The sequence below is a fragment of the Deinococcus budaensis genome (assembly GCF_014201885.1).
GTDB classification, from domain to species: domain Bacteria; phylum Deinococcota; class Deinococci; order Deinococcales; family Deinococcaceae; genus Deinococcus; species Deinococcus budaensis.
Window position 1 is genome coordinate 133,287 of record NZ_JACHFN010000004.1, and the last position, 14,053, is coordinate 147,339.

The window sequence follows — 14,053 nt, forward strand, 5'->3', positions numbered from 1 at the left end:
CGAGCCGCCACGGCGGCGCTTCAGGCCGAATCCTCGAAAGAACTGGCCCTCTCAAAACTGGCGTTCTGCCCCTGTGCGTGCAGCGGTTCCCAGGCGTCCCGGAGCAAGGTGCCCATGCGGCTCACCTCGACCGCGACGCAGAAGATGAGGGAAGGCGTCAAGCTGCTGCTGCGGCATCCGCCGCGCCTTCGTGTGGTCGGCGCCAGGTCCAGGCAGAGCGCAGGATGGAGGCCAGCAGCAGCACCTCGAGGCCGATGGAGAGGCCGTAGAAGGCGGCCCACTCCCAGGTCGCCCCTGCCGCGTTGAACACCGAGTAGGGGATGAGGAGCGACGCGACGACGAGGTTCGTGGCGCGGTTTACCCGGACGGGCAACGTCATGGAGAGCCACACCATCATGGCCGGGATCGACACGGACACGAGAAAGATGGTCAAGAGCGCCGAGCTGATGTCGAACTTCCAGATGAGGCCAGCCAGGATGCCGTCGACGACGCCGGGCTTGTAGAAATTCAGGATGTCGACGTAGACGTAGAGGAACATGAAGCTGGTCCAGGCGGCGGCGAGCTTGACCCGCACGGGGATCGGCGGGTCCTTGGGGGCGCTGTGGAGGGGGACAGGTCGTGTCATGTTCTGCTCCTTCGTCCGGTAAAGCTCACTCCCTGGGCAGCGACGTGCCGCCCTGCATGAAGTGTGCGTGGCGCCCCACAAGACGCGTTCGGGACACTGACAAGATTTCTCGACACACCCCGGGCGTGGTCCTGACAGGGGTCCCTACACTGGGAGGCGTGAACCGGGGTCAACTCGTGCTGATCGTGGAGGACGAGCCAGATATTGCCGAGGTGCTGGAGGTGTATCTGCGCCGCGAGGGGTTCCGCACCGAGCGGGCCAGCACCGGCCCAGGGGCCGTGCACCTGCACCGCGCGGCCCGGCCGGACCTGGTGCTGCTGGACGTCAATCTGCCCGAGTTCGACGGCTTCGAGGTGCTGCGGCGCATCCGGGAGACGGCGGGGACGCCCGTGATCATGGTCACGGCGTTCGCGGAAGACCTGGACAAACTCCTGGGCCTCAAGATGGGCGCGGACGATTACGTGGTCAAGCCCTTCAGCCCGTTGGAGGTGGTCGCCCGCGTGGGGGCCGTGCTGCGCCGCGCCGGAACGCGGCTTGAGGGGCAACCGCTCCGTTTTGCCCGGCTGGAACTCGACCCGCTGGCCGTGCGGGTGCGGGTGGCCGGTGAGCGCCTCGACGTGACCCTGACCGAGTACCGCCTCCTCGAACACCTGCTGCGGCACCGGGGCCGGGTCTGTTCCCGCGCGGAACTGCTGGACGTGGCCCTGCCTGAATCCGACGCGCTGGAACGGGTGATCGACACCCACCTGTGGAACCTGCGCCGGAAACTAGAGCGGGCAGGTCAACCGGGCCTCATCCAGACCGTGCGCGGCTTGGGCTTCCGACTGGCGGACGAATGAAGCCGCAGCGGGGAACGCCCTGGCAGGCCGTGTGGCGCGGCTGGAACTCCCTGGCCGCCGACCTCTACAAAGCCATGCTGGGGGTGGTGCTGCTGACCTCTCTCACCGTGTTCGTCGTCCTCAGTTACGCCTGGTCGGCATTCATGGATGAGGTGCAGCGCCAGACCAGGGAACTGCTCACCGCCCAATTGCAAGTCTCCCCGGATCGACTCGACCCGCTGCTGGCACAGGCCAGGCGGCTGTCCGAAACCACCCTGAATGTGGATCAAATCCGGGGCCTGTTCGTGTTCGCCCTGGTGCTGCTCTTCACCCTGCTGTCGCTGCTCGTGTGGTGGTCGGCCCGGCGGTTTGCCCGCCCCCTGACCCTCCTGTCTGCCGCCGCGCACCGGCTGACCACCGGAGACTTCACCGCCCGCGCCGCACTCAGCCGCAGTCTGACCCGCCGCACCGACGAAACGGCGAGGCTCCTGAGGGACTTCAACGCCATGGCCGCGTCCCTGGAACGGCTGGAGCGGGAACGGCGCTACGGCGTGGCCGCCATTGCCCACGAACTGCGCACGCCGGTCACCGTGCTGCGCGGGCGACTGGAGGGTCTGCGTGACGGCGTCTTGCCCGCCAGCCCGCAGGAACTGGAGAAACTGATCGGCCACGCCGACCTGCTCTCCAGACTGATCGAAGATCTCCAGCTCCTTTCGCTGGCCGAGGCGGGCGAATTGCGGCTCGAACTTGGCCCGGTGGAACTGCGGGATGTCCTGATCCGTCTGCACGCCGATCACCTGAAGGCAGCCCAGGCACAGGGCGCCCAACTTCTCCTGGACCTCTGCGCCGAACCGGTCCGGGTGATCGGCGACCGGCGCCGGTTGCAGCAGGTCGTCCACAACCTGCTGACCAACGCCCTGCGCCACACGCCTCCGCACGGCACAGTCTGGATCAAGCTTGCGGTGGAAGCGGGGGCCGTCCACATCGAGATTCACAACACCGGCACAGGGTTCACCGCCGAAGCCCTGAACCGGGCCTTCGAACGGTTTTACAGCGGCCCGGACCGGGAACGTGGGCGCGGCGGAAGTGGGCTGGGGCTGGCCATCTCGAAATCCTTGATCGAAGCGCACGGCGGCGAGCTGAGGCTGTTCAACACCGACACGGGAGCGGGGGTGCGGATCACGCTGAACCCACTCGCTGAAGGTGAAGGGCTTCACGGAGCAAGGCCACGATCAGCGCCTTCAACCCGTCGGCCGGGGGGGTGAGGACCAGCACGTCAAAGAGGGCTGCGGTGGCTGTGTGCCTTTAGGTTCAGAGCATCCTGAGGTCTTCAGCGTTGTCGCCGCACTTTCTCAGCCGCCGTCCGGTCGCAGGCCGACGGCCTCAACCTGGGGCTGACCAGGATGGCCGGGGCCTGGCCCGACCCGGGCGTGATTGCCCGGCGCCTGATCTCCCTACGAGGAGAGACCCTCTTGCGCCTCACACTGCCGCGCTTCTAATCCTGCGTTGCTGAAGATCATATGAAGTATTTTGTCACGTTTCAGAACAGATCGGACGGAAGATAAGGTATTCCAGTTCGATTTCTGGCACCTGCATTCTGGTCTCTTTTCATCCCTCCAAGCACTTGGTTTCCACCTGCACTTCACGGATGACCCCGGTGCATTTGGCCCTTGCCATGGCCTTTTCAGGATGGACCTGAGGGTTCTCCTGGGGAGCAGGGCGCGGTGAAGTCTGCGCCGGGGCAGAAAGGAGCGAGAGATGCAGCGCAAGCCGGAAGATCACCGCGATCAGCCGTCAGGCGGACGCGCCGCCGAGCGACTGCGTGAATTTATCGAGGAGCGCTTCCCCGAGGGTCTTCCCGGGACGCTGCCGGGTGGACTGGACCCGCCAACGCCTGATCCGGAGGCGCGGCCCCCCCAGCAGGAGACGCCGCGGGAGGAGTCAACCGGGGAATAGCCCACGTCGCCAGCATGGGCACCTCGGCGCAGGGAGGTTGGTATGCGTGGACCGGCGGACCGCGAGATCGAAGGCCAAGTCACGTCACCGGAGGGGGGAGAGACCGGCCGGGCGCGCCCACCCGGGGGAAAAGCTTTGCTGCGGTTGCTGTCGCTTCTCGAGGAAGCGGGGCTGAATGGCCAGGCAGAGGCCACGCTTCAGCGGGTGCTGTCTCCCGAGGGCCGTGCAGAGTTCCGGGCACGTGCGGCGCGCTTCACCGTGGCGCCACCTGCGGACTTGGGCGCCGGGCCGCCGGGCCACCCCGCCCCCTTCACCGGGGACACTCAGGGCGGGGGCGGTCCCGCCATCGCTGAACGGTACATCGCGGCCGCCCAGCGGCTGGGGCCACCCACCACGGCTGGACCGCAGTGGCGGTGCCTCGGACCGTGGACCATTCCCAACGGTCAGACCTACGGCGCCAGCCGCGTCAACGTTTCGGGCCGGGTATCGGCCATCGCCATCGACCCACGTCGCCCGGACCATCTGTTGTGCGGCTCGGCCCACGGGGGCGTCTGGGAGAGCCTGAATCGCGGCGCAAGCTGGGCACCCCGCACCGATTACGCCGCCACGTTGACGGTGGGCGCCCTGGCCTTCAATCCCAGTGATCCCCGAACGGTGTATTGCGGAACCGGCGAGGGCAATTGGTGGTCATACCTGGGGGCGGGCCTCCTGCGCTCGACCGACGGCGGCACGACCTGGGCCACCCTGTGCGGCGCGCCCTTTACCGGGCAGGGCTTCTACGACCTGAGGGTGGATCACGCGGATGGACAGCGTCTGCTGGCCGCCACCACGGAAGGCCTGTACACCTCGAATGATGGTGGCGTGACCTGGACCCAGCGGCGCAGCGGCGCCCACTGGTCGGTCACGCTCGCGCCCCCGGGCGCCGCGGCCGAGCTGCTGGTGGGTGCGGCGGACGGCGTGTACCGCTCGGTGGACGGCGGCGTGAACTGGGCGGCCGACGCCCTTCCCGGTGCCCCCGCCTCCTGGAACCGCCTCGCCGTCGCCATCGCTCCTTCCAATCCAGAGGTGGCTTACGTCTGGGGGGCGAGCGGGGCCGCGTCCTATCTGTACCGCCGTGCTGCCGGAAGTTGGACGCAGGTCGCCTCGCCGCCAGGCGTGAACACCGGCCAGGCCTGGTACGACTGGTTTCTGGCCGTCTCTCCCGACCGCGACACGCAGGTCTATTGCGGCGCCATCGAGGTCCACCGGGGGGACCTGTCCGGCACGACCTGGACCTGGGTCAACCTGACCAATAAGGGGACCAGCGGCGATTCCATTCACCCGGACCAGCACGCCATCGCCTTTGAACCGGGGCGGCCGGACTGCCTCTACGTGGGGAATGACGGCGGACTCTTCCGGAGCGACAACCGGGGCCTGAACTGGCAGCACTGCAACAACGGCCTCATCATCTCGGAGTTCGAGTATCTGGCGCAGGACTACGGCTCCTCCCGCTGGTTGATCGGCGGGACCCAGGACAATGGCACCCAGCGCTGGAGCGGGGCGGCGGCCTGGGAACACGTCGCCGACGGCGATGGCGGCGACTGCGGGGTCAACCGCAACGATCCGCGCCGGGTCTTTCACACGTACTTCGGGATGAGTCCCGAGCGGTCAGAAAGTCGCGGCGACTGGGGATCCTGGGCGGGCATCGCGCCGCCGGTGCCTCCAGGGGAGGGCAGCGCGTTTTACCCACCCTTCGAGTGCAGCGCCACCACCGGAGACACGGTCGCCATGGGGGGAGACGCCCTCTACATCGCCCGCAACGGCGGCGCCTGGACCCGGCTGGTCTTCCCGAGTGCCGCCCGCTCGAGCGCGCTGGCCATCCCCGACGCGGACTCGGTCTACGTGGGCACCACCGATGGCCGCCTGTACCGCAGCACCTGGAGCGGGACGGCCTGGTCGGGTCTGGTGGCCCTCACCCCACCGCGGACAGGCGCTTTCCTGAGCGACATCTTCGTTCAGCCGTCCAACACCCGCCGGATGTGGGTCACGTCCCGCCGGGTGGGCGGCGGCCGGGTCTTTCGCTCGGACGACGGCGGGAGCACCTGGACCGACTGCACGGCGGGGCTGCCCACGCTGCCGATCAATGCCGTGGAGGTCGATGACCGCGACCCGCAGCGAATCTGGGTGGCCGCTGATCTGGGGGTGTACCAGTCGCTGGACGGGGGAGCCTCGTGGACCTCCTTTTCCAATGGCCTGCCCAACATGTTCGTCGGGGACCTGCTCTTTCAGCCGCATGCCCGGGTGTTGAGGGTAGGGACGCGCAACCGGGGCGTGTGGGAGATTCCAGTGGACGGCTGGATGACCCGCCCGCAGTGCGGGGTGCAGTGGAGCGGCAACCTGGGTCCCAACGCCGAGGGGCGCTGGTTCACGCACAGCTGGCCCGCCACCTGGCATGTGGTCTGGACGGTGATGCCCACCACGCCGCGTCCCGGCGCGCCGCAGGTGAGCTGGACCGTGAGGGTGGAGCGGGCGGACGCCGAACGGGTGACCTACTGGATGACCGTCAAGAACCTGACGCCGCAGGCCCTGACCTTCGAGGGTCGGTACTGCATTCTCAGCCGTTACTGAAGGGAGGCCGCTGATGTGGACAGGCGTGCAGTTTTCGGGAACCGTCGGCGCCAACACCACCCAACGGTGGTTCACGCACAGCTGGCCGGTCGGCTGGCACGTGGTGTGGTACATGATGCCCACGTCCCCTCAAGCGGGAGCGCCGCAACTGGACTGGGACGTCACCGTGGAGCGCGCGAGCGCCGACAAATGTACGTACTGGATCACGGTCAAGAACCTGACCGCGAACCCCGTCACCTTCGAAGGGCGCTACGCCGTCCTGAGCTGAACGGCAAAAAGGAGCTGCACCATGCCCCACAGTGACATCCGCGTCAGCATCGAGATCAGGGGTGGGGACACCCAGGTCACGCCTCCGCTTGAGGAGCGTTCGCCGCAAGGCGAGGGGCGCCCCGACCTCCAGCAGCCAGCGGACACCTCCCCGGGTGACCGGGCGGGCGCCCGCGATGGCGGCCCTGCCCCCGCACCGCCCGGCGCCCAGGGCACCAGCCCTGTGGGGGCGGCGCCGGAGGGTGCCCCACAGCCCTTCACCGCTGAGAGCGACCGGGTGGAAGCGGCCAGGAGCGCCGGAGCCGCACCTGACACCACGCTGGCGCCCCCTGCTCTTGAGCGGGACCGGGGAGGCGGTCAGTGATGCCGGGCGAGCTTTTGCCTGTCCTGAGCGGCCTGCTGCTTGGTCTGGTCCTCAGCGTGTGTCCGCCCGCGCGGCGCCGCCCGGTGGGGACTCTTCTGGCCGTGGCACTCGGCCTCTATGCCACCGTTGTGAGCGGAGAATTCCGGCTGAGCTGGGCTTTTGTCCTGGTTGACGTTCCTCTGGTCGCCGTCTCGTCCCTCGTGGCCTTCTGGCTGACGCAGCGCGTGCTGATCAGGAGGCGCCCCAGGTGAAGCGGACCTCCCGAATACAGGAGCGTTTTTCCTGACCACGGTCTACGAGCCTCTCCTGACCGCTCTGGAGTGCGCGGGGGTTGCGGCAAACTGCCCGCTTCGAGGAAGCGCCGCCGGAGGAGCGGAGGTCACCTGAAGTTCGGGCCGCTGGCTGCCCAGTCTCTTGCCACCTTCTCCTCGTGCGCCTGACCGCGCCCCTCCCGCGGCTCGTGGGCCGCCCGTGGCAGGTGCTGTCGCCGGGCTTCCTGATGGGCCTGGGCTTCGGCACGGCCCCGGAGATCGCCCTGCTGGCGCTGGCCGGGCGCGCCGTCCAGCGGGGCCAGACCGCGAGCCACCTGCCAGCCGCGGGAGGAGCAGCACGGCGATCAGGACCCTGTTGGCGGGGAATCTCCTGGGAAGTGGGGGCCGTGGGGTCAGCCGAGAAACTCGCGGTACCAGTGGGCGCTGTCTTTGAGCACACGCTCCTGCGTCCCGTAGTCCACGTACACCAGCCCGAAACGCTTCTCGTAGCCGTAGGCCCATTCGAAGTTGTCCATCAGGGACCACGCGAAGTAGCCGCGCACGTCCACGCCCGCCTCCACAGCCTGGCGCAGGGCCTCCAGGTGGGTCTGGAGGTACTGCACCCGCCCGGCGTCATGTACCCGGCCGTCCTGAAGCCGGTCCGCGAAGGCCGCGCCGTTCTCGGTGATGACGACCGGCGGCAGGTTCGGGTAGTCCGCCTTCAGCCGGGTCAGCAGCTCGGTCAGGCCCTGGGGGTAGATTTCCCAGCCCATGTCGGTGACGGGCGCGCCCGTAGGCACGCCGCCCCCGGGCGCGCCCAGCACGCCGCGCGTGTAGTAGTTGACCCCCAGAAAGTCCAGCGGCGCCGCGATGGGGGCGAGGTCACCCCCCTGCACTTCCGGCACGTCCGCCCCGCAGGCTTCCCACACGTCGGCCGGGTACTCGCCGCGCAGCAGGGGACCCAGAAACCAGCGGTTGAGCCGTCCGTCGGCCAGCCGCGCGGCGGCCACGTCCTCCGGGCGGTCGCTGGCGGGCATCTGCGGCCCCAGGTTCAGGACGATGCCCGCCCCGGCGCCCGGCGCGTGACGGCGGATTTCGGGCAGGGCCAGCCCATGCCCCAGCAGCAGCCCGTGCGCGGCGGCCAGGGCCAGACGGCGGTCTCTCAGGCCGGGCGCGTGTTCCCCGATCTCGTAGGAGAGGATGGAGGAGCACCACGGTTCGTTCAGCGTGGCGTAGCTCTTCACCCGGTCGCCCAGCCGCTCCGCGACGGCGGCGCTGTACTCGGCGAAGCGGTGCGCCGTGTCGCGGTTCGCCCACCCGCCCGCGTCCTGAAGCGGCTGCGGCAGGTCCCAGTGGTACAAGGTGACGTGCGGCTCGACACCCCGCGCGAGCAGACCGTCGGTGAGCCGCTCGTAGAAGTCCAGCCCGGCGGCGTTGATGGGGCCACTCCCGCCCGGCTGCACGCGCGGCCAGGCGACCGAGAAGCGGTAGGCGTCCACCCCCAGCGCGGCGATCAGGTCGAGGTCCGCCTCCCAGCGGTGGTAGTGGTCGCAGGCCACGTCGCCGTTGCTGCGGTCGCGGATGCGCCCCGGCTCGCGGCAGAAGGTGTCCCAGATGGAGGGTCCCCGGCCATCCTCGGCGGCGGCCCCCTCGATCTGGTAGGAGGACGTGGCGACGCCGAAGGTGAAGCCCGCCGGGAAGTCGGCGCGGCGCAGGGTGCCGGGGGCAGGCCAGGTCTGGGCAGCTCGGGTCTGGGTGATGCGGGTCTGGGTCATGGGAACCTCGGGGGCAGACGGCGCCCCGGTCGCCACGGCGCGGGGCCGGGGCGAGCGTGAAGGACGGGGGTGTGGGGAAAGGGAAGCTCAGCCCTTGGTCGAACCGGCGGTCAACCCCTCGATGAGTTGGCGCGAGGCCAGGGCGAAGAGGATCAGCAGCGGCACGACCGTCAGCGCCACGCCGCACATCAGCGCGCCCCAGTCGGTGTTGGCGACGCTTTGCAGGGTCCGCAGGGCCAGGGGCGCGGTGTACGTCTCGGCCGAACGGAAGATGATCAGCGGTCCCAGGAAGCCGTTCCACGACTGCACGAACGTGACCAGGCCCAGGGTCGCCATCGCGGGACCCGTCAGCGGCACGATCACCCGGCGGAAGATGCCGAACTCGGTCGCGCCGTCGATGCGGGCGGCCTCCACCAGCTCGCGCGGGATGGAGGAGCCGATGTACTGCCGCATCAGGAAGATGCCGAAGGCGCTCGCCATCCCCGGCACCCACAGGGCGCGCGGCTGGTCGATCCAGCCCAGCGCCTGCATGATCAGCGCGAAGGGCACGATGTTCAGCGTCGAGGGGATCAAGAGGGTCGCCAGCACCAGCCCGAACAGCACCTCGCGGCCCTTGAAGCTGTACATCGCAAAGGCGTACCCGGCCAGCGTGCAGAAAAACAGGGTGGTCACGGTGGTCAGCACCGCCAGGTACAGGCTGTTCCACAGGCTGCGCCAGAACGGGAGGCGCTCCAGCAGGCTGGCGTAGTTCTCGCCCAGGTTGCTGCCGAACCACAGCGGCGGCGGCAACTGAAAGATGTCCGAGCGGGTGTGGGTCGCGAACACGAACATGAAGTAGAAGGGCGCGACCGTCAGGAATGCCCCCAAGGCGATCAGGAGGTAAGCGCCCAGCCGGGGCAGGGCCGGGGAGGGCCGCCGGGGCGGGCGGCGCCCGGGGGCGGGCAGCTCGGTCACGTTCGCGGTCGTCATCTCAGTCCCTCCCCGCCAGGCCGCTGCGCCCGAAGAGGCGGTTGTTCACCAGCGTCAGCCCGCCGATCACCAGAAAGAGCAGCCAGGACATCGCCGCCGCCACCCCGGCGTCCGAGTAGTTCGCGTAGGTGCGGTACATGTACATGATGGTCGTCAGGCCCGCCTGACCCGCGCCGCCGGTGCCGTTGGTCAGGATGAACGGCTCCTCGAACAGTTGCAGGCCGCCGATCAGGCTCAGCGTCACCGCGACGAACATGATCGGGCGCAGCAGCGGCAGGGTGATAAAGCGGAACTGCTGCCAGCCGGTCGCGCCGTCCACGCTGGCGGCCTCGTACAGTTCGCGCGGGATCGACTGGATGCCCGACAGATACAGCAGCATGTTCCAGCCCACGTACCGCCAGATCACCACCAGGGCGATCGCCGGTTGCACGTACTCCTTCTGGCCCAGCCAGTTGATCTTCTCGGCCGGAAAGAGGCCGCCGATCAAGGGCAGGCCGCTCAGGGCGTTCAGCGCCGCGTTGATGACCCCGTACTGCCACGAGAACAGCGTGAAAAAGATCACCGAGATCGCCACGATGGACGTGATGTAGGGCAGAAAGTACACGGCGGTCACGAGGTGCTGCATCCGCCGCAGCACGCCCGCCGCCGCGAACGCCAGCGGAATCGCCAAGAGATGCTGCGGGAGGCCGGAGAGGAGCGCCAGCACGGCGGTGTTTTTCAGCGACTGCCAGAAGGTGGGGTCGGTGAGGTTGTCGGTGTAGTTGCGCAGCCCCACGAATTCCATCTCGCCCAGGCCGGTGCCCGGCTGCCACGCCTGAAAAGAGAGGTAGGCGTTGAACAGGATCGGAAACAGCCCGAACACCAGAAACAGCAGAAAAAAGGGGCTGATGAAGATGTAGGGTGCGTAGCGGCGCTGGAACTCGGTCCAGCCACCACGCCTGCGGGCCGGGGACACGCGCGGACTCGTCAGCATCCTGGAACCTCAAGGCGGGAAGCCGGGCGCGCGGCATGGATCGCTCTGCCGCGCGCCCGGCGAGGTGCGGGGCGATTCAGCGGGCGCGGCGGGTGATCAGCGTCTGCGCTTCGGCCAGGGCCGTGCGGATGTCCTTGGAGCCGTCGAGCACCGTGTTGAGCGCGTCGTTGACGATCTGCTCGGCCACCGGGTCAAGCCGGTTCACGTCGATAGGCTGAATCCTGGCGGCGGCGTCGCGCCACAGCACGCGGGCCTTCTGGCCGCCCAGGTAGGGCACGCCCTGGGTAAAGACCGCGTCGCTGGAGGCCGCCTTCAGCGCCGGAAACGCCCCGGTGGTCTTGAACGCCAGCACCTGCTGGGCGCGGTTGGTGGTGAGGTACTGGATCAAGGCCCAGGCCTCGGCTTTGTTCTGGCTCTGCTGCGGAATCGCGTAAAAGGACCCGCCCCAGCTCGCGTAGGTGCCCCCGGGCAGGTTCTGCGCGCCCCACTTGCCGCTGAAGTCCTTCGCCAGCCAGTTTTGCATGTGGCCGACCAGCCACGCGCCGGAAAACTCGGTGGCGAGGTTGCCCTTCTGAAAGGCGGTCGTCCACTCGGGCGAGAAGGCGCCGCCCGCGCGGGCGTCCAGCCCCGCGTCGCGGATCTGCTTGGCGATGGTAAAGGCGCGGACGAACCGGGGATTGGCCGGGCTGACCAGCACCTTGCCCGCCTTGTCGAAAAAGAGGCCCTCGCCCGATTTCAGGCCGGTGCGCAGGATGATCTGCGCGGCCTGCCCCGCGTCCGGAATCAGGAAGCTGCCGGGGTTGGCGGCCACGACCTTCCTGCCTGCCGCGATGTAGCTTTCCCAGCTGCGGTTCAGCTCGGCGGGCTTCACGCCGGCCTTGCTCAGCATGTCGCTGCGGTAGAACATCGACCCCGGCCCGATGTCGGTGGGCATGGCGACCATGCGGCCGTCGGGGGCGGTGGCCTGGGGATAGGTGTACGCCACGAACTGCGAGCGGTACTGCCCGGCGTTGTAGGGCGCCGCCCGGAGGTCCACCAGCCCGTTGCCCTCGGCGAAGCGCCCGATGTACCCGAAGTCCACGGCGATCACGTCGCCCGCCCCCCGGCCGGTGGACAGCGCCGTGGTCATCGCCGTGTGGTGGTCCGCGTAGGCCAGCGAGTTCACCCTCACGGTGACGTTCGGGTACAGCTTCTTGAACCCCGGCAGCGCTGCTTTGATAACGCTGTCAAGATCAGGGAACGCCGAGACGGTGATGGTCTTGCCCTGGGCGGCGGCCATTCCCAGGGTCGAGGCGCTCAGGGCGAGGGTCAAGGCAAGGATCGGACGCATGGGTGAACCTCCTGAGGGCGGAAAAACCGCGAACTGGCCGCAGAACGACGCTCCCTTGCGCGGGGGAGGGGCCGCCGACCTCCAACCGGCGAGGCCACGAGACAAATAGGTTCTGCTTGACGCCACTTTAAACTGTTTTGAAAGCGTATGTCAAGAATACCTGAGGGGGCAGGCGCCGCGAGGCCGGGGTGACCCTGCGCTGGGGTGCAGGCCCGCCGGGGGAACGCCGCCCGGCCCTCTGCCCTGTGGATGAACCGCCGCCCGCCCGATCCGGCTCAGGGAAAGCGGCGGGTGGCGACGGACTCGCGCAGGTGCAGTTTCAGTTGCGGCTCGAAAGGCTCGATCGGTTGCCCGGTGAGCTGCGCCACCACGAAGCGCGCGAGCCAGTGCCCCATCTCGGCCATCGGTTGCCGGACGGAGGTCAGGGGGGGCGTGGTGTAGGCCGAGCCGGGCAGGTCGTCGAAGCCCACCAGCGACATGTCCTCGGGGACACGCAGGCCCATCCGGTAGAGCGCCAGCCGGGCGCCGTACGCCATCTGGTCGTTCGCGCTGAAGATCGCCGTCATGTCCGGATGCCCCGCGACAAGCTGCTGGGTGCCGATCAGCCCGGACGGCTCGTGGAAGTCGCCCTGCGCGACCAGGCTGGGCAAGAAAGGCAGCTTCCGTTCCTCCAGCGCCTGGCGGTAGCCTGCCAGACGGTCACGCGCGTCCACATGCTCCTGCGGTCCCGAAATATGCCCGATGCGGCGGTGGCCCCGGTCCAGCAGATAGTTCACGAGGTCGTAGGCCGCCCGCTGGTTGTCGAGCGCGAGGCTGGTGCTGGTCGGCGAGGCGAACTCCACCCGGCGGCCCAGCACCGCGATGGGCAGCCCACCCGCCAGTTCCCGCAGCTCGTCTTCGGGAAGCTGCCCGCCCAGGACGATCAGCGCCTCGACCCGGCGGCTCAGCAGCAGCTCGACGGCGTGCTCCTCATCGTCGGTGCGCCAGTGGCCACTGATGATCATGGGCGAATAGCCGCTGCCCATCAGGCCGCTCTCGATGCCGCTCAGCGCGTCCCCGTAAAACGGACTGGCGATGTCCTGGGTGAGCACCCCGACGCTGCCCGACGCGCCCGTCACCAGGCCACGCGCAAAGGCGTTCGGTTTGTAGCCCAGTTTCTCGATGGCAGCCTTGACCCGGGCGGCCTTGGCCGCCTTGACCTGGGCGGTGCCGTTGAGGATGCGGGAGACGGTGCTGGCCGAAACCCCAGCCTCCCTGGCGACCTCGGCCAGCGTCACCGCCTGACGTGGGAGAACAACGTGGGACATAGCGGTCAGTCTAGCTGAGAGCGCTTGCAAAAAGGCGGCGGCGTGCCTACGTGGACGACATGGAAGGCTCGGTGCCGCCTCAAGCCCGGCGTCGGGCGTATTCAAATTGTCGCCGCCCCGCAGCGGGAAAAGAGACGTGAAGGGAAGAAGCACGGCGCGAGCCATCCAGCTTCCTGTGAGGGGCATTGCGCGCCGAGCGGGGCTTGCACCAACAGTGACGCTTCACCGCCTGCCCGCCGACGTGGCGCCGGTCCTCTCCAGGCTCCTCCGGAGAATGCCTTCACGTCCCTGGGGCCAGCCTGCTCTATCGAATACGGCACGGTCCAGCCCAATCCGGTTGACGGCGGGAACTTCATCCAGGTCGACCCGGCGGGGGATGACAGGTTGACGTTCGTCCAGCGAACTCTCACTTTTCAGACAGGATTGGCGCTCAGGATGGCCGGGCCTCCTCGTCAGCCTGTCACTCCGCCCAACTCTTTTCCGTCTTCTCGAGAAGGAGCAGGAACGATGGCGCGAACCCGTCCATTTCGTTGTCCGGCGACCGGTTGTGGCCTCAAGCAAGCGGAAGACAGGTTCGCTACCGTCTCTGCCCAGCGCAGGGGTGGTCTGCTCGGCACGGACCGCGCCGCCCTTCCCGGCGCCCTGACCCGGGGGCTGACCGGAGAGCTGACCGGGCACCTGCGAGCTGGGCGGCCGGGCCGGGAAGGGCGCGCTCCGGCCCCCCGCTCCCCGCGCGGCGGCGAGGGGGGTACTGCGGGGCCGCAGTTCACCGAGCAGGCACCGGACGCCTCACCCACGACCTTGCAGGAGG

Annotated in this window: 13 protein-coding genes; 6 read left to right on the top strand and 7 right to left on the bottom strand. The window is 68.7% G+C overall.

Translation table 11 applies throughout. The features are described 5' to 3' along the window. Nucleotides 1-20: 20 nt before the first annotated feature. Both HNQ09_RS06955 and HNQ09_RS06960 read right to left on the bottom strand, forming a co-directional pair. On the bottom strand, nt 21-161 hold the full coding sequence (locus HNQ09_RS06955) for a hypothetical protein (RefSeq protein WP_184027211.1): 141 nt from the start codon (nt 159-161) through the stop codon (nt 21-23). After that, nucleotides 158-625, bottom strand: coding sequence for a DUF6326 family protein (locus HNQ09_RS06960; RefSeq protein ID WP_184027213.1), 468 nt, complete (start codon nt 623-625; stop codon nt 158-160). Before HNQ09_RS06960 ends, HNQ09_RS06955 begins: the two co-directional genes overlap by 4 nt. A gap of 158 nt (nt 626-783) precedes the next feature. Here HNQ09_RS06960 and HNQ09_RS06965 point away from each other — a divergent pair, with 158 nt between their 5' ends. From HNQ09_RS06965 to HNQ09_RS06990, 6 genes are all read left to right on the top strand, one after another. Continuing rightward, on the top strand, nt 784-1,464 hold the full coding sequence (locus tag HNQ09_RS06965) for a response regulator transcription factor (RefSeq protein ID WP_343057646.1): 681 nt from the start codon (nt 784-786) through the stop codon (nt 1,462-1,464). Next, nucleotides 1,461-2,708: a sensor histidine kinase gene (locus HNQ09_RS06970; RefSeq protein ID WP_184027217.1), complete on the top strand. Its 1,248-nt coding sequence runs from the start codon at nt 1,461-1,463 to the stop codon at nt 2,706-2,708. The genes HNQ09_RS06965 and HNQ09_RS06970 overlap by 4 nt, the downstream gene beginning before the upstream one ends. A 733-nt stretch (nt 2,709-3,441) precedes the next feature. Further along, nucleotides 3,442-6,006, top strand: coding sequence for a beta propeller repeat protein (locus HNQ09_RS06975; protein ID WP_184027219.1), 2,565 nt, complete (start codon nt 3,442-3,444; stop codon nt 6,004-6,006). A 25-nt stretch (nt 6,007-6,031) separates the two neighbouring features. Beyond that, nucleotides 6,032-6,274, top strand: coding sequence for a hypothetical protein (locus HNQ09_RS06980; RefSeq protein ID WP_221269677.1), 243 nt, complete (start codon nt 6,032-6,034; stop codon nt 6,272-6,274). Between the two features lie 21 nt (nt 6,275-6,295). Beyond that, nucleotides 6,296-6,637, top strand: coding sequence for a hypothetical protein (locus HNQ09_RS06985; RefSeq protein WP_184027224.1), 342 nt, complete (start codon nt 6,296-6,298; stop codon nt 6,635-6,637). Then, on the top strand, nt 6,637-6,888 hold the full coding sequence (locus HNQ09_RS06990) for a hypothetical protein (RefSeq protein ID WP_184027226.1): 252 nt from the start codon (nt 6,637-6,639) through the stop codon (nt 6,886-6,888). The genes HNQ09_RS06985 and HNQ09_RS06990 overlap by 1 nt, the downstream gene beginning before the upstream one ends. A 413-nt stretch (nt 6,889-7,301) precedes the next feature. Here the strand turns inward: HNQ09_RS06990 and HNQ09_RS06995 are convergent, their stop codons facing one another. The 5 genes from HNQ09_RS06995 to HNQ09_RS07015 form a co-directional block, all read right to left on the bottom strand. Further along, nucleotides 7,302-8,663, bottom strand: coding sequence for a GH1 family beta-glucosidase (locus tag HNQ09_RS06995; protein WP_184027228.1), 1,362 nt, complete (start codon nt 8,661-8,663; stop codon nt 7,302-7,304). Between the two features lie 87 nt (nt 8,664-8,750). Further along, nucleotides 8,751-9,632 (bottom strand): carbohydrate ABC transporter permease, encoded by an 882-nt coding sequence (locus tag HNQ09_RS07000; protein ID WP_184027230.1) that lies wholly within the window; start codon nt 9,630-9,632, stop codon nt 8,751-8,753. Nucleotide 9,633: 1 nt separating this feature from the next. Next, the gene (locus HNQ09_RS07005) at nt 9,634-10,605 is read right to left on the bottom strand and encodes a carbohydrate ABC transporter permease (protein WP_184027232.1); all 972 of its coding nucleotides are present in this window, start codon (nt 10,603-10,605) and stop codon (nt 9,634-9,636) included. Between the two features lie 76 nt (nt 10,606-10,681). Further along, the gene (locus HNQ09_RS07010; protein WP_184027234.1) at nt 10,682-11,935 is read right to left on the bottom strand and encodes an ABC transporter substrate-binding protein; all 1,254 of its coding nucleotides are present in this window, start codon (nt 11,933-11,935) and stop codon (nt 10,682-10,684) included. 275 nt (nt 11,936-12,210) lie between these two features. Further along, on the bottom strand, nt 12,211-13,242 hold the full coding sequence (locus tag HNQ09_RS07015) for a LacI family DNA-binding transcriptional regulator (RefSeq protein ID WP_184027236.1): 1,032 nt from the start codon (nt 13,240-13,242) through the stop codon (nt 12,211-12,213). Nucleotides 13,243-14,053 lie beyond the last annotated feature (811 nt).